The sequence below is a fragment of the Gluconobacter sphaericus genome, assembly GCF_016757795.1.
Taxonomy (GTDB): domain Bacteria; phylum Pseudomonadota; class Alphaproteobacteria; order Acetobacterales; family Acetobacteraceae; genus Gluconobacter; species Gluconobacter sphaericus.
Genome location: NZ_CP068421.1, coordinates 21543 through 36298 on the forward strand (window position 1 = coordinate 21543; position 14756 = coordinate 36298).

At 55.1% G+C, this 14756-nt stretch carries 15 protein-coding genes and 1 pseudogene; 11 read left to right on the forward strand and 5 right to left on the reverse strand.

Features of this window, described 5'->3' with window-relative positions; genetic code table 11:
* Positions 1-222 precede the first annotated feature (222 nt).
* The 4 genes from scpB to IGS75_RS14510 all read left to right on the forward strand — a co-directional run bounded on the left by scpB (position 223) and on the right by IGS75_RS14510 (position 3436).
* Positions 223-747, forward strand: a complete 525-nt coding sequence (scpB, locus tag IGS75_RS14495) for an SMC-Scp complex subunit ScpB (protein ID WP_237469173.1) — start codon at positions 223-225, stop codon at positions 745-747.
* Positions 748-897: 150 nt separating this feature from the next.
* Complete coding sequence (locus IGS75_RS14500; RefSeq protein WP_202258922.1) at positions 898-1896, forward strand: site-specific integrase; 999 nt, start codon at positions 898-900, stop codon at positions 1894-1896.
* Positions 1897-1899: 3 nt separating this feature from the next.
* Positions 1900-2685: a hypothetical protein gene (locus tag IGS75_RS14505; RefSeq protein WP_202258924.1), complete on the forward strand. Its 786-nt coding sequence runs from the start codon at positions 1900-1902 to the stop codon at positions 2683-2685.
* A complete protein-coding gene (locus IGS75_RS14510) occupies positions 2678-3436 on the forward strand; it encodes a segregation and condensation protein A (RefSeq protein ID WP_202258944.1) in 759 nt (252 codons plus the stop codon). The genes IGS75_RS14505 and IGS75_RS14510 overlap by 8 nt, the downstream gene beginning before the upstream one ends.
* Before the next feature lie 16 nt (positions 3437-3452).
* Here the strand turns inward: IGS75_RS14510 and IGS75_RS14515 are convergent.
* A protein-coding gene (locus IGS75_RS14515) for an IS630 family transposase (protein WP_237469174.1) occupies positions 3453-4399 on the reverse strand; the annotation gives its coding sequence in 2 pieces (ribosomal slippage) (positions 3453-4058 and positions 4061-4399; 945 coding nt in all).
* Positions 4400-5041: 642 nt separating this feature from the next.
* Between IGS75_RS14515 and IGS75_RS14520 the strand changes: the two genes are divergently transcribed.
* The 4 genes from IGS75_RS14520 to IGS75_RS14535 all read left to right on the forward strand — a co-directional run bounded on the left by IGS75_RS14520 (position 5042) and on the right by IGS75_RS14535 (position 8498).
* Positions 5042-5965, forward strand: coding sequence for a replication protein RepA (locus IGS75_RS14520; RefSeq protein ID WP_194268084.1), 924 nt, complete (start codon positions 5042-5044; stop codon positions 5963-5965).
* A 594-nt stretch (positions 5966-6559) separates the two neighbouring features.
* Complete coding sequence (locus tag IGS75_RS14525) at positions 6560-7270, forward strand: TetR/AcrR family transcriptional regulator (RefSeq protein WP_202258946.1); 711 nt, start codon at positions 6560-6562, stop codon at positions 7268-7270.
* Entirely contained in the window at positions 7267-8172 is a 906-nt protein-coding gene (locus IGS75_RS14530; RefSeq protein ID WP_202258948.1) for an SDR family oxidoreductase, read from the forward strand. The genes IGS75_RS14525 and IGS75_RS14530 overlap by 4 nt, the downstream gene beginning before the upstream one ends.
* Before the next feature lie 35 nt (positions 8173-8207).
* A complete protein-coding gene (locus IGS75_RS14535) occupies positions 8208-8498 on the forward strand; it encodes a 4Fe-4S dicluster domain-containing protein (RefSeq protein ID WP_202258950.1) in 291 nt (96 codons plus the stop codon).
* A 209-nt stretch (positions 8499-8707) separates the two neighbouring features.
* On the opposite strand, the gene IGS75_RS14540 is transcribed toward IGS75_RS14535, so the two are convergent.
* From IGS75_RS14540 to IGS75_RS14550, 3 genes are all read right to left on the reverse strand, one after another.
* Entirely contained in the window at positions 8708-9214 is a 507-nt protein-coding gene (locus IGS75_RS14540) for a GNAT family N-acetyltransferase (RefSeq protein WP_202258952.1), read from the reverse strand.
* A 223-nt stretch (positions 9215-9437) separates the two neighbouring features.
* Positions 9438-10493: an alkene reductase gene (locus IGS75_RS14545; protein WP_202258954.1), complete on the reverse strand. Its 1056-nt coding sequence runs from the start codon at positions 10491-10493 to the stop codon at positions 9438-9440.
* Positions 10494-10556: 63 nt separating this feature from the next.
* Positions 10557-11165 (reverse strand): TetR/AcrR family transcriptional regulator, encoded by a 609-nt coding sequence (locus tag IGS75_RS14550; protein WP_202258956.1) that lies wholly within the window; start codon positions 11163-11165, stop codon positions 10557-10559.
* 75 nt (positions 11166-11240) lie between these two features.
* Between IGS75_RS14550 and IGS75_RS14555 the strand changes: the two genes are divergently transcribed.
* Positions 11241-12128: an SDR family NAD(P)-dependent oxidoreductase gene (locus IGS75_RS14555; RefSeq protein ID WP_202258964.1), complete on the forward strand. Its 888-nt coding sequence runs from the start codon at positions 11241-11243 to the stop codon at positions 12126-12128.
* 39 nt (positions 12129-12167) lie between these two features.
* Positions 12168-12884: an SDR family NAD(P)-dependent oxidoreductase gene (locus tag IGS75_RS14560; protein ID WP_202258975.1), complete on the forward strand. Its 717-nt coding sequence runs from the start codon at positions 12168-12170 to the stop codon at positions 12882-12884.
* Between the two features lie 166 nt (positions 12885-13050).
* On the opposite strand, the pseudogene IGS75_RS14565 reads toward IGS75_RS14560, so the two are convergent.
* A pseudogene (locus IGS75_RS14565) lies at positions 13051-13967 on the reverse strand (IS481 family transposase).
* On the opposite strand from IGS75_RS14565, the gene IGS75_RS14570 reads away from it, so the two are divergent.
* Positions 13950-14732, forward strand: a complete 783-nt coding sequence (locus tag IGS75_RS14570) for an SDR family NAD(P)-dependent oxidoreductase (protein ID WP_408876509.1) — start codon at positions 13950-13952, stop codon at positions 14730-14732. The pseudogene IGS75_RS14565 and the gene IGS75_RS14570 overlap by 18 nt on opposite strands.
* The last annotated feature ends 24 nt before the right edge of the window (positions 14733-14756 follow it).

The window sequence follows — 14756 nt, forward strand, 5'->3', positions numbered from 1 at the left end:
CCCCTGCCCGCTCAAACCTCACCTGTCGGCTCAGTTCGGGCCAGTTGGAAGGATACAACACTTTTAATTCCGGTCGGATCGGCATTCCGGTTTTTTAGCACACCATCGCGACCTGACAGAGACCTCTGGTAGCCCCTGTTTTCCGAAATACTAGAGCAGATCCGCCAACAATATGTCCCAGGCTCTGGCCGCCCTCCCCGAAACGACCATATGCTCTCGATCATGACATCCTCTTCACTCGATCCCGTCCGTCTGGCCGAAGCCCTCCTCTTCCAGAGCAGCGGTCCAGTGTCGCGAACGATGCTGGCGCGGGCTCTGGGAGAGGAGGTGGAGATCGCTCAAATCGTGAGCGAGGTGTCCAGACGCACCAAGGGGCTGGGATTTGAGCTGGTCGCGGTTGGAGACGGCTGGATGTTCCGAACCGCCCCCGATCTCGCAGAGCCTCTGAGGGCGGTGCTGGAGAAACCACCCGAACGACTCCCTCGTGCAGCACTCGAGGTGCTGTTGCTCATTGCCGCGCGCCAGCCAGTCACACGACCCGAGATCGAAAGCTTCCGGGATGCTACCCTGCCCCAGAAGACCCTGACCCTGCTGCAAGAGAAAGGCCTCATTCGGAGTGTTGGCCGAAAACCCATCCCAGGCCAGCCCCAGCTCTGGGCCACGACCGAAACCTTCCTTGTCACCTATGGCCTGAAGTCTCTCACCGAACTGGACCCGCTCCTCGAAGGTTTGAGAGGCCCGCTATAAGCCGTTATGGGCTCTTCCTGCAGGATTTTTTAAACGACTTATCGTTGATCTAACACGTGGTAATGTCCTCTTACCGCGTGTTAAAGTAAGGTTGCCTTAATTGTTGTCCTGCGGCAGATTCCAAGGGGCATGAGAAGGAAGAATAACGGCATGACAGCTTCGACAGAGCCTGCAGAGCGTCTTTCCGAAGGCCCCTCTTCCGCTCTACAAAGCGCTCTGGACGCTGCAAAAGGCAGTGCCCGGACCGCGGCTTATGCCCCCGAAACCCTGCGCGCCTATGCCCATGACTGGCAGGCCTTCTGTCACTGGTGCGACGAACACGGAACGCCTCCTCTTCCAGCCGCCCCTCCTGTCGTCGCGGCCTGGCTCCACAGTCTGGCACCGCGTTTCAGCCGCTCGGCCCTCAACCGTCGCCTGGCTGCCATCGGCTATCAGCATCGCATGCGGGGACTGGAGTGGAGTTCGGGTCACGCCGCCATTCGTACCACCCTGCGCGCGGCAGGGCGTCTCTATGGCACGCCGCAGAAACAGGCCGCTGCCCTCACCTCCCAGGAACTCCGTAAACTCGTCGCACCCGAACAGAGCAAAACCGTTGAAACGCTGGCGGATCTGCGCGACCGGACTCTTCTGCTGATCGGCTTTGCGGGTGCGCTGCGCCGTTCAGAGCTGATTGCCCTCACAACAGAGACCGTCAGGATCGTCGGCACAGGACTGAAGCTCCATATCGCCCGCAGCAAGACCGACCCCGAGCATCGCGGCGAAGAGGTTTTCCTCCCCCGGGGCAAGCATCGCGAAACCTGCCCGGTTCTGGCTCTGGAGCGCTGGCTGAAGAAAGCCGAGATTACGGATGGTCCTCTCTTCCGGTCCATCAACCGCTGGGAGCAGGTGGGACGAGATGCCCTGCATCCGGATGCGGTCAGACAGATCCTGCTGCGCCGTGCCAAGGTGGCGGGGCTCAAGGTTCCTTCCGGAGAACGCCTCAGCCCGCATGGGCTGCGCGCCGGCTTTGTCACCGAAGCTTTCCGGGCCAATGCCCGTGACGAACAGATCATGGCACATACCCGCCACCGCGACCTGCGCAGCATGCGCCGCTATGTCCGTCGGGCCCGCCTTGATCTGGACTCTCCCGCCCATCTTCTGGATCTGTAAGCTGTGCCCCAAACGACTGCTGAGATCATCGCAGATATTGATGCCACGGTCGCACGCCTGGAAGCGTATCGGCTGGAGCTCGAAGCGCGGCCGATTGCTCACCGCTACAGTGAGCAGACCCTGACGGAGCATGAGGAACCAGATGCCGGGTTTCGTCTTCCCATCCGTCCGCTGCTTCTCCGCCATGCCCCCAGGCCACCAGGGAGCGGCACGACGTTTCCAATCTTGGGATCAGGGCCTGCAAAACCGGAGACCCTTCCTGCTCCGCCCCTTTTCAATGCCCAGCCAGACTGGCTGGCGCATGTCTTGACTGTAACAGGACCGGAAGCCGGGTTGGCCCGGTTCCGGGCGGCGGCAGCGGGGACTGGCCGTCTCTCCTGGGGGCCAGATGTCACCAACCCCGAAGATCTGAGAGGGATCTTTCTCGTCGGGGACGTCCGGACGACCGCTTTGATCGATCAGATTGTTCAAAGCCAAAAGGGACTTCTTGCCCGGGAAGCAGGAACCGGCGCCGTCCCGTTTGACCTCAACGCCCTCTGCCCGCTGCCTCTGGATCTTCTCTCTCTCGGCCCCACCGCCCCCGCGACACAAGCGTGGTTGTGGAAACACTGGGGAACCTCACGACCACTACAGCAGGTTGAAGAAATATCTGGGCATCCGAAGAGAAGTTCCACTCGCTGGAGTGTTTCTTTCTGGTCGGCGGACTGGACGCCCTGGGCGGCTCTTCAGGCCATTGCAGTCCAATGGCCCGACCTCAGCTTTTCCATCCGCCCACTTTACGATGTCTGATGAAATCCTTCTGGAGGTTGGCGTCTGGCAGGGTCCGCTGGACGCGTTGTTGCAGGCCGTACGCCGTCGCGCGCTTGATCTTCGGACCCTGCCGCTGCTTGACCTCATCGACCAGTTTCTGATCTGTGTGGAAGAGCAGCTCGACACCCGTCCGCTTGAGCAGACTGCCAACGATCTTGTTCTGGCGGCAACCCTTCTTCAAATGCGCTCAGCTCTTCTACTTCGAGAGGATACTGAAGAGCACCTTGCTGCCCACTCAGCTGCCGAGCAGATCCAACGCGCTCTGCTTCGAAAGGACGCGCTTTTGCAAGCCGTGGAGTGCTTCGAAACTCGGCCTGTGCTCGGCGACAGTGTTTTTGGTCGCGGGAGACAATCCCCCTCGTCCTCTACTGCTGAGACAGTGTCTTCAATCCTCACCCGGGATCTACTGGACGCACTTCTGTCAGTGTCCCGTCGGCGGAAGAAGCTTGTGCCTGTAAAGAGGATCTTTCAGCCCTCCTTCAAACCCCGACTCTCTGTTCAGGACGCCATGGCATGGTGGCAGCGGATAATTCGTGACCATCCGGAGAGCACGTGGGACCTTGTCGAGGGCGTGATGAGTCTTTCTCCCCGAGGAAGTCTTCAAAGCCTCACCCAGCGCAAGGCCGAGTGGGCTACTCATCTTTCGGCCGTTTTGGAACTTGAAAAACGAGGAGAATTATATCTTAGACAGTTGCACCTGCCACGAACATTTGCAGTTGATCGTCCCTGACTAGAGCGGTTCCACTTTAATCTGGCTCATATCCGGCGGCTGTAAAGAAGCTGGCGCATTGACTGGGAGTGAAAGCCGGAAGCAGCGCGCCGACGGTATCCCACAGAGCACCGACAGTCCGTTCGGCTCTGGCGCGCAGCAAGGCTTTGAGTTTTGAGAAAGCCATTTCGATGGGATTAAAGTCCGGGCTGTATGGCGGAAGGAACATCAGTTCCGCCCCTGCCTGCTCAATGGCCTTCTGTGCCGCTGGAAGCTTATGCGCTGGAAGATTGTCCATCACGACGATATCATCCGGCTTCAGTGTCGGGATGAGAACGCGTTCGACATAGACCTGAAAGATCCTGCCATTCATGGGACCATCATGCACGAAGGGCGCGGTCAGGCCTGTCAGACGCAGCCCCCCGGTGAAAGTCGTGGTTTTCCAATGACCGTGCGGCACACCGGCGCGGCAACGTTCCCCGCGCAAGGCACGCCCGCGCAGACGGGTCATCTTCGTGGAGAGGCTGGTTTCGTCAATGAACACCAGACGCTGCGGATCAAGGTCAGGCTGGCGATCAAACCAGTCCTGTCGTCGCTTCAGAACGTCTTCACGCTCCTGCTCCAGTGCATGAGCGGTCTTTTTTTGAATGTCCATCCCTGTTGCCGCAGCCAGCGACTGAGCATGCTGCGGCCGATCCCGACGGCCCGTTCGCTTTCCAGGCGCGCTATCATTTCGTGAAGCGTGATGTCTTTCTGCGCCTCGATCATGCCGGCAATGAACGCTTCATGCGCGTCCAGCCGTGATCCGCGCGGCTTGCCCTGGCGACGGGGCGTCCGCTCGCCGCTCTCACGTTCCCGACGTAACCAGCGGATCGCCGTCGAAATCCCCACTCCGAACCGCGCCGCAATCGAGCGGGCAGATGCTCCCGCAACTCCAGCTTCCAGAACACGCTCCCGAAGATCATCACTCAATGCTCGTGCCATCACCGTCTCCATCAAGGAAAACGGTGAATCACAAGACCTCTTCAGTGTCACCTCTCGATTCAGAGTTCAGTGGAACCGCTCTAGCTATCCCGGCAAGCTTACTGTCGCACTCAGCGGTTTCAGAAATATCTTCGATATCTCACTGAAGTTATGGCTAATTTTATCCTACATTTAGAAATTAGGCCATTAGAATCAATATGTTTGGTTCTCTATTCAAACGGTACGATGAGAAATTTTTGCACCGCCGAACGGCCAGCTTAATGTGCCACTCAGTTGTTTGGACTCTTCTCGCTCTATCCCCCTCGCTGTCCGCATCATCCTCTTTCACACCTTTTGGACTCTTCTCGCGCCCTCTTGGACTTTGCTCGCTCATTGCCGACAGCGGTAATCCACAGCGATTTGAATTTAAAACAGTTATCCCTTGGGATCTCCTCGCTCATTTCTTGGACTTTGCTCGCTATAATGGCGGTTATCCCTTGGACTCTGGTCGCACATATCTAATAGATATATCTAATAATCTTCCTAGATCATGCGAGCAGAGTCCAAACCACGGCGAGTGAAGTCCAAAGGAATGCTGTGGAGAAATGGCCGCGAGAAAAGTCCAAATTGACACCCGATCATCGGCCATGGAAAGTCACGTTCATGGGTGAAATACACAACCTTCTTGAACGCCATGGACTCCATGAAGCTCGGCGACAGGCGTCTCTCGATGGGCAGCTAAGCCGTGTATGTGTCGATGCTGCTCATGAAGTATTAAGTGATGAAGCTTTACAAATTGGCATCACTCATTCGGGCTTTGCGATGGCTGCTCTGCCTCATAAAAAGACCGAAGAAACCGTATGGGAACGTGAAGGCGGAGGAATCAAGCTTCTTATTGAAAGCGGCTTAAACGACGACAAAACTCCCGTTGGTATTCCATACGGCTCAATGGCTCGTATGATTCTCCTCTATTTACAAACTCAAGCAGTAAAAACACAATCCCGTGAAGTCGAACTTGGCTCTTCGATGAATGCTTGGCTTAAAGTAATGGGAATTACTGTTGGTGGGAAAACTTATAATTCCGTAAGAGACCAAGCAAAAAGAATAAGTCAGTGCAGGCTAACATTTTTTCGTGTCCACAATGGAGCGAAAATGGTTAGTAATGGAGCATTTGTACGGGATGCAATCTTTCCAATTCAAGAGGATGAAAATCAACCTTCGTTTTGGAGAGAAGTTGTTCGTTTAGACGAAAGTTTTTACGAAAGCTTGATTGACCACCCTCTGCCACTTCGGGAAGTAGCGATTCGTCAAATATCCGGAAAATCAAAAGCGATAGATACATATATTTGGTTAGCTTACAGGCTACATATACTCAAAGAACCAGTATCTATCTCGTGGCATGCTTTCAAAGGGCAGTTTGGACCAGAATATGCGCGTATGCGTGACTTCAAACGTGATATTACAGGCCCACTAAAACTAGCCCTCTCTGTTTATCCAGAAGCACACGTAGATGTTGATATGGAAAAAGGGTTGATACTATACCCCTCCCCTCCTCCAGTACCAGAGAGACGTATACTAGGGCGTTAAATATATACCTATTGATTCGGAAAATAAAGATAAGGCCAAATATTGCTTGTTGGGCGAAACAATAAGAAATTTGGATAATGCCTATATCGCTTTAGAATCATCTGAAGAATTATCGCTTGCCCAGGCAATAAAGCTATCAGGACGAATGAGCGGGGCATAAAGGCCCCAATAGCCCTTCGCATTACGAGCGATGTAAGAAAGCTAATCCTGATAACAATCAGAAAGTTTTCGCAAAGAATCGCTCTTACTGAGATCAAGTAGAAGAGTTTTTCCGTTTAAAAGATGTTCCTTTAGGTTCGTCCGGTCACTCAGTTCGAAATCACCAGCGATCAGGAATTTGGTGAGATCGTCATACAGGCCCTCAATGTTTGCCAGCCGAACTATCTGTAAACGTCCGCTTTCGAGAAGCATGTAGCCTGCATCTAACCGGCCGGGAAGTAGGCGACTGCTGCCTGTCTGCTCCTGCATCACGGAGCAGACAGGCAGATCAGGAGGGAAAGCCGACGGTCCGCTCCTGGTCATATACAGCGAGGTGTCATAAGGCGCTTGCATATAAGTGAATACTCACTTACGAGTTTTCTGTAAGGAGAAACCATGCCCTCACGCCCTTCCAGACTTTCCGCGACGGATCGCAGGCAGGCGATCCTGTCAGCAGCAGCCCCCGTTTTCGCCCGGCTTGGTCGGGAGGGGGCGACCACAAAAGAGATCGCGAGAGCGGCGGGTATCTCCGAGGCCCTTCTTTACCGGCACTTTGCCAGTAAGGAGGAGCTTTACGCGGAACTTGAATCTCATTGCGTAGAAGCCAACGCCGTCGGTAGCCGTCTTCTTGCCGAAGCAGCGCCTTCGACGGCAACACTGGTCAAAGGTGTTGCCCTGCTCGTGCAGGCGGTCTTTCCGGGCATCGGGGATACGCAGTCTCACGATGATACCAAACGGCTTGTCACGGCCAGTCTGCTGGGCGACGGACAGTTCGCAAAGGCTTTCCTCGATCGGCATGTGAAGCCCTGGATCGGCGTTTTCGAACGATCTTTCCGGGTTGCGCAGGACGCTGGCGATATGGAGGACGGTGTTCAGACCGGCAGTGCCGAAATCTGGTTCGTCCATCATCTGGCGAACACGCTGCATCTGATTAGCCTGCCCGACATCACGGTCGTCGAATATGGCGTGACACGCGACAAGCTGGTCGAAAACACGGTCCGTTTCCTGCTGCGCGGGATCGGCCTCAGCAACACCGCCATAAACCGGCATTACGACCCTGAGAAACTCAAAACAACTTTTGCATCCATGGATCAGGACACACCATGAAACCGATCAGAAAAATAGCTGTCATTGGTGCGACAGGCCGACTTGGCGCACCGGTTACAACCGAACTATCCAGACATTTCGAAGTTCGTGCCATCGTTCGCTCGCCAGATAAGGCACGCAGGATGCTTCCGGATACTGTCGAGATCGTTCAGGCCGATCTGCGGGATGTTCCAAGCCTACACGCAGCGCTCAACGGGGTAGACGCGCTCTACATCAATCTCGCGACCGAAACGGCAGACCCGAATCTTCTCTTTTATGAAGAGCGCGAAGGTGTGCAAAACCTGATGACGGCCATACAGGGGCTGGAGATCCGGTATATTGCCAAGATCGGTGCTCTTGGTGCTTATCCACCGGCGCTCACAAACATCAAACAGAATGTCGTGCCCAATATTATCCGTATGGAAGGGCACAGGAGCATTGCGGACACCGGTATCCGGCATACCTTCTTCGCGCCGACCCATTTCATGGAGTTGCTGCCTTTCATGATCAGCGGACGTGCGATTCAGTGGATTGGGAATACGCGCGTCAAAATCTGGTGGATCAGTGCCGCGGATTACGCACGATGGGTGGTCGAGGCGTTTCAGAATCCTCAGGCAATGCCAGAACATTGCCCGGTACAGGGACCGGAAGCGATCTCCGTCAGACAGGCGCTGAAGCGTTTTGTAAAAAACTACGATCCCTCTCTCAAAATTCGCGTGGCGCCACTCTGGGTTATGCGGATGATTGGCCTTTTCAACCCGAAAATGAAGTTTGTGGCGCATCTGTTCGCCTATTTCGGAGATCACGAAGATCCGTTTTACGCCGGGGAGACGTGGGAAAAACTGGGGAGGCCGACGACTACGCTTGAGATGTTCGCGCGGGAACTTCGCCAAAATCGGAATTTGCAGCAGAGCGTCAAATGAACGGTATCGAAACGACCGGAAACGGGGAAAAAGCAATGAGCACACCTAAATGCCTGGAAGAGAGTCGAACAAGGCTGGTCGTCCCGATTGTGGATTTCAATCGCTGTGAGGGAAAAGACGCCTGTGTCGCCGTGTGTCCTTACAATGTTTTCGAAGTACGAAAGATCGACAATTCGGACTATCGGAAGCTCTCATTCGTCGGAAAGATCAAAAACCATGTTCATGGCGGAATGGTCGCGTATACGCCTCATGCCGATCAGTGCCGTGCCTGCAGTCTCTGTGTAAAGGCCTGTCCCGAGCGCGCCATCAAACTCGTGAAAGTCTGATGCGAAGAGAAAGATCGGCTGGCTCATAAAACCGTGCTCGGCAGGCATAGTCAGCATGATGCACGCTCGTAGCGTGGAGTGACTTTATCGCCGTAAACAGCGTCTGGTTACGGGCAGACTTTCAAGGTCAATGAATGTCTTAAAAGAGGCGATTGCAGCCGCCAATAGTGCGATTTTCGGACGCTTACGAAAAGGCCAATACTTGAAAATCAGGATTCATCTCGCAGCAACGCCCAACGTTCATGGTCGCGCCACTCCCCTTTTATGCGAAGATAACGCGGGGAAAATCCTTCATTGCGGAACCCCAGCCTGCGGACTAGCGCTATGGATTTCATATTCTCGGGCTGAATGTTTGCTTCTAAGCGGTGTAGTCCAACATCATTGAACGCAGTCTGTACTGTCAGGCGTACTCCTTCAGTCATCAATCCACGTCCAGAGAACCCTGTCATTCCGTAATATCCCAAGTATGCATTCTGAAAGCCACGCATGAAAATCTGGCTGAGATGCGTGATTCCTACAATACCTCCAGTATCCAGATCTCGCACAACAAAACCTATATTTGCACCAGATATCTGTTCATCGAACCAGCTATCAAAGCCTTCCCGCGTTATGAAAGGTTGAACCCAAGGAGCATGATAAGAACGGCTTTCGATATTAGCTTTAATAAGATCATCTGCGTCTTTCCGACAGACTGTGCTTAGCGATATTTTTCTCATAATCGGCTGTGCGTCCACTCACTGTTAGAAATGAAAGACATATGAAAAATCCGCCTGTCCGTTTTCGGATAAACAAAAACTATCGTCTATGTCTCATATGAGGCGATTGTCGCCCGTCTGCTCTGGCATCACTGAGCAGACGGGCACTTCGGGGGGAAAGCAGAATGTCGGCTTTTAGTCTCTCAATGCCTGTAATCCGACATTGAGAGATGCTCATTCGTAATTAAAGAAAGGGATAGTCAGTATAGCCTTTCTCGGTTCCGCCGAAGAAAGTGTTCCGGTCCGCCTCGTTCAATGGAGCATCTGCCTTTAGGCGTGCCAGGAAGTCCGGGTTGGCGAGGATCATCTGGCCGTAGGCTTCCATGTCGGCGAGGCCGCTGGCCACATCTTTCCCGATGTCTTCGCGCGGTCGACCGGGGCGGTTGAGAATCAGCTTGCCTGTCCAGAGCTGCCGGATGTCGGACAGCAATTGTTCGTTGCCCTGGTGCATGATGTGAACATACGACAGATGGAGTTTATCCAGTTCACCAATCAGGTAGCGGTACAGGTCCGGCCCCTCTGCGCCCTCGTCGATTCCCCACAGGCTGGTGCCCGGTGAAAAGCGGATGGCCGTCCGATCGGCGCCGATTTCCTCGGCAATCGCTGTGGCGACCTCGATCGCGAAGCGCGCACGGTTTTCGATCGATCCGCCATAGTCATCAGTCCGTGTATTGGCGCTGGGAGCAAGGAACTGTTGAATCAGGTAGGCGTTGGCGCCATGGATCTCAACACCATCTGCTCCGGCTTCGATCGCGCACTTGGCTGCATGCCGAAAGTCCTGAACCGTCTGGCGGATTTCCTCGGTGCTCAGGGCGCGCGGCGTCGGAATATCCTGCATGCCGGTGGCCGTGAACATGCCCGTGCCCGGGGCAACTGCCGAGGGAGCAACACCCTGCCGATGATGAGGGGTGTTGTCCGGATGGGACATGCGGCCCGCGTGCATCAACTGGATGTATAGATGCCCGCCTTTGGCATGAACGGCAGATGTCACCGTTTTCCAGCCAGCAATATGGGCCTCGGTATAGATGCCCGGTGTCATCAGATACCCCTGTCCATCGTCGGACGGTTGAGTGCCCTCGGCAACGATCAGGCCGACGCTGGCGCGTTGAGCATAATACTCGGGGGCAAGAGGCCCCGGTGTGCCGTCATATTGCGCGCGGCTGCGGGTCATGGGGGCCATTACAAAACGGTTGGGTAGGGTGGCCCGGCCCAGGGTTATTGGCTGCCAGATATCCGTCATAGTCATCTGTCCTTGTTCGGCGTCACGCGCTTTCAGCAACGCGATGCCTGATGGAAAAGCCTGCTAGGGCACTGGTCTGATCCCGTCCCAGAGCAGAGTGATTACGTCGGCAACATGACGTTCGTCCGTTGCCTTGTCAGAACCCGGTTCGCCGCAGATACGGTTGGAAAAAGCCCGGTTGTGCAACACCCCAAGAAGCGTGGACGCAAGAACCTGTGCATCGCATTGTGCCAGCTTCTTCTGATCCTGCGCCCGTCCGATCCATTCGGTCAGGGCTCGAAAGGCACGTGCTGGGGCGGATTCCTCCGGATCTTCTCCTGAGCACAGGGCTTCGGTGGGGATGCCACTGGCCTGAAGCACTGTAAATCCGGCATGCAGGTCTTCGAAAAACGCTGCAATCGTACAGGCGATCTCGACAATCTGCTCCCGGATCGGTCGGTGATCGGGACCGGATTCCAGTGTTTCAATCCAGTAGATGTCCTTTGGTGCGCCCAATGCTGCCAGCATAAGACCCTGCTTCGAACCGAAGCGGTTGAAGAGGGTTGTATGACTGACACCGATCTCCCGTGCGATGTCCGCAGCCGAGACGCTTCCACCGCGTTCAAGAAAGCAGCGACGGGCAATGGCTACGATGTGTTCGTCCGAGACTTCTTTTGGGCGTCCGATTTTCATTCCTGATTCCGACTTGACGATTCACCTCATCAGCATATCTTTCTGTCTAGAAAGAAAGCAAGAGGCATCCAAACTATGAAACGCGATCTTAGCCTGAAATGGCACAATGTGGATCCAGGCTCGCTGCGAGGCAAAAGAGCCATCGTCGTCGGGGGAACAGGCGGGGTGGGGCGTGCCGTGAGTCAGGCCCTTGCTGCGCGTGGTACACAGGTGACTGTCGTTGGACAGACATTCCGCGACGCCGATATTGCCAATATCTCCTTCGTCCAGGCCGATCTCAGCCTGCTAAACGATGCGGAGCGGGTTGCACGGGAACTTCCAGCAGAGCAAGCTGACCTTCTCGTTTTTACAACGGGTATCTTCGCCGCTCCCAAACGTCAGGTGACGGCCGAGGGGATCGAGCGCGACATGGCGGTCAGCTATCTGAACCGCCTGGTGATGCTCCGCAACCTCGCGCCTCGTCTGGGCACACAACGAAGCGATGGGTCACCGCGTGCGCGCGTGTTCATCATGGGGTACCCCGGCACGGGCCAGCTTGGTACGCCAGACGATCTGAATTCCGATCGGGCTTACAAAGTGATGGCGGCCCATATGAACACGGTCGCTGGCAATGAGGCGCTGGTCGTAGACTCTGCACATCGTTACCCTGATCTCGGCGTCTTTGGACTGAATCCTGGCCTGATCAAATCGAGCATCCGCAGCAATCTGATGGGCGCGGACAGTCTCAAGCACCGGATCATGGAATGGCTGATTGGCAAGCTGGCCCCGAGCGCTGACGACTACGCGGCACGCATTCTACCCCTGCTGGTCTCTCCCGATCTGGATCAGCGTAGCGGGGCATTCTTCAATCGTAAGGCACAGGCCATTTTGCCATCCGAGGGCATGAATGAGGCTTATGCCAAGCGTTACATTACTGCTTCTGAAGCAGTGATTGCCAAGGCTGGCGTGGGCTTGAGCGACTAATCGACTGAAGCAAGGCCACTTCAATCGAAAGGAATTCAGATGTCGACATCTTTAGAACGCAAGCCCGTAGCCGTTATTGCCGGAGCAGGACCAGGAAATGGTCAGGCCATCGCGCGTCGCTTTGCGGATGCGGGGTACCTTGTGGCTCTACTCGGTCGCAATACAGAAAAAGTGCAGGACCTGGCTAAGGAAATCCCTCAGGCTGTTGGTTATGGTTGTGACGTTGGAGATGCCGCTGCAGTGACTGCGGCATTCGACCGGATCCGATTGGATCAGGGGGCGATCGACGTACTGGTTTTCAATGCTGGCTCGGCGATTTTCGCCGATATCGAGACGATAACAGCAGAACAGTTCGAAGCGTCATGGCGGGTCAACGCACTGGGTGGTCTACTCTGCAGCCAAGCCGTCATTCCGGAAATGGTCGCTCGGGGAGCAGGTCATATTCTGTTTATTGGTGCAACAGCCTCTCGTCGGGGTGGTGCGCAGATGGCGGCATTCGCACCAGCCAAGGCAGCACAACGAAGTCTGGCGGAATCCATGGCGCGGCAGCTCTGGCCGAAAGGCATCCATGTCGCTTTGATCATTATCGATGGCATCGTCGACACGCCTGCGACGCGTACCTACGTTCCGGACAGGCCCATTGAGAGTTTGGTAGCACCCGATGCCGTCGCCCATACCGCATATGAACTGACCCGACAGGATCGCCGGGGTTGGAGTTTCGAGGTCGAAGTTAGGCCATTTCTGGAGAAATGGTGAGTTTGATAAGCTGCAAAAACACGTTGAGCAGGGGGGGTTTTAGGGGGGGGGAAAGTGGCCGGTCCGGTTTTGACCGGATGAGTGTGAAAGCGGACGTCTGCGTCGATCCCGGCACGATTTAGGTGTTTAGTCCCGTGTTTTGATGGTTTGGATTGATGATGAATCTTTATGGCTCTGAAGTCCAGATTTTGCAGACGTATTCGTAAGGGGTGAGGCCGTTCAGGGTCTTGAGTCTTCGCCCGACATTATAGGCTGCCATGAAGTCATTGAGGTGTGTCCTCAACTGCTCATGACTATCGTAATGGAAGCGTTTGACCGTTGCTTCCCTGATCGTCCGGTTCATCCGTTCAACCTGACCGTTCGTCCAGGGATGATTGGGTTTCGTCAGACGGTGTTTGATCCCGTGAGCTTTGCAGATCACCTCGAAGCGCATGGGACGCGACAGGGCCGTATTTCGACTACGGCGCTGCTTGGCGAACTGGATGCCGTTATCGGTCAGGATGGTATGGATCCGGTAAGGAATGATGCTCAGGAGATATTCGAGGAATTCCCAGGCGGTCTTCCGATCAGCTTTCTCAACCAGTTGTGTGACAGCGAACTTGCTGGTCCGATCGATGGCGACGAAGAGATACAGCTTGCCTTCAGCAGTCTGTACTTCGGCAATATCGATATGAAAAAAGCCGATGGGATAGCGTTTGAAACGCTGGCGTTTGGGCTTGTCTCCCTCGATATCCGGAAGCCGGGATGGGATATCCCGTGGCGCTGAAAGCAGCGATGCAGGGCCGAGCGTGTCAGACGGGGAATGCTGGCCTGCAGGGCAAAAAGGCAGTCATCAAGCGGTAGCAACGTATGCCGGCGAAACGCCACGATCATTGCTTCGTCCGTCTCGGACAGAACCGTGGATCGCGGCTCTTTGGGACCTGTCTTCTGATCCTCAACCGTTTGACGCTTCCGCCATTTTGCAACTGTTTTCGGGTTGATCCCGAACTCCTTGCTCAGCGCCGCGAGCGAAGCCTGCGATCGCTGTATTGCCGCTCGCACGGCGTGCGTGGTCGTGGCGCTGCCATGACGTATCTGTCCCATAAGGCTTCCTTCCCCTCGCGTGAAAATACCACACCATCAAAACACGGGACTAAACAGGGTTATGATCTCGCCATCTCGGGGGCCAGCGGTAAAATCCACGACGCCAAAACAGAACTCGAAAAGATCGGGGTGACAGTCTATGCCTTTCAGGCGGATGCAGCGACCTATGACGGCGTCGAAGGGTTCTGGCAGTTTACGAAAGATATTGGCAGAAACGTCGATATTGCCGTTCTCAATGTTGGCATCGGCCTGGGCGGTGCCTTTGTTGATAATAAGCTCGAAGATGATTTCCGGGTCATTGCCATCAACATCTCCGGGACGGTGCATCTGGCCAAGCGTGTAGTGCAGCACATGGTGCCCAACAAGGCTGGCCGGATCATGATTGTCTCGTCCCTCTCGGCAACCACACCGACGCCTTACGAAACGGTCTATGGTCCCTCCAAGGCATTCGGTTTTATGTTTGCAGAATCCCTGCGTGAAGAGCTTCGCGATACGGGCGTGAGTGTCACTGCTCTGCTCCCGGGTGCAACAAACACGCGTTTTCACAAGAATGCCGGCATGGCCACCAGCAAGATCGACCACGGACCGAAAAATGATTTGCATATCGTAGCGCAGCAGGGTGTCGACGCTCTCATGCAAAGCGAAGATATGGTCGTTGGCGGCGATGCCGCAACAAAGCAGCAGGCTATCGACAACCGCACCACACCTGAAACGGTCAAAGCGGCTCGGCATGCCATTCTTTGCAAACTGAACGGCGTCGCGTGATCAGGTAAAGCACGGCTGAGATTG

Coding starts and splice junctions, on each gene's coding strand:
- IGS75_RS14550 (WP_202258956.1), bottom strand. CDS start 11,165: ATGAAAATCGGACGCCCAAAAGAAGTCTCGGACGAACACATCGTAGCC.
- IGS75_RS14560 (WP_202258975.1), top strand. CDS start 12,168: ATGTCGACATCTTTAGAACGCAAGCCCGTAGCCGTTATTGCCGGAGCA.
- IGS75_RS14520 (WP_194268084.1), top strand. CDS start 5,042: ATGGGTGAAATACACAACCTTCTTGAACGCCATGGACTCCATGAAGCT.
- IGS75_RS14500 (WP_202258922.1), top strand. CDS start 898: ATGACAGCTTCGACAGAGCCTGCAGAGCGTCTTTCCGAAGGCCCCTCT.
- IGS75_RS14555 (WP_202258964.1), top strand. CDS start 11,241: ATGAAACGCGATCTTAGCCTGAAATGGCACAATGTGGATCCAGGCTCG.
- IGS75_RS14530 (WP_202258948.1), top strand. CDS start 7,267: ATGAAACCGATCAGAAAAATAGCTGTCATTGGTGCGACAGGCCGACTT.
- scpB (WP_237469173.1), top strand. CDS start 223: ATGACATCCTCTTCACTCGATCCCGTCCGTCTGGCCGAAGCCCTCCTC.
- IGS75_RS14570 (WP_408876509.1), top strand. CDS start 13,950: ATGACGTATCTGTCCCATAAGGCTTCCTTCCCCTCGCGTGAAAATACC.
- IGS75_RS14510 (WP_202258944.1), top strand. CDS start 2,678: ATGTCTGATGAAATCCTTCTGGAGGTTGGCGTCTGGCAGGGTCCGCTG.
- IGS75_RS14545 (WP_202258954.1), bottom strand. CDS start 10,493: ATGACGGATATCTGGCAGCCAATAACCCTGGGCCGGGCCACCCTACCC.
- IGS75_RS14540 (WP_202258952.1), bottom strand. CDS start 9,214: ATGAGAAAAATATCGCTAAGCACAGTCTGTCGGAAAGACGCAGATGAT.
- IGS75_RS14535 (WP_202258950.1), top strand. CDS start 8,208: ATGAGCACACCTAAATGCCTGGAAGAGAGTCGAACAAGGCTGGTCGTC.
- IGS75_RS14525 (WP_202258946.1), top strand. CDS start 6,560: ATGCCCTCACGCCCTTCCAGACTTTCCGCGACGGATCGCAGGCAGGCG.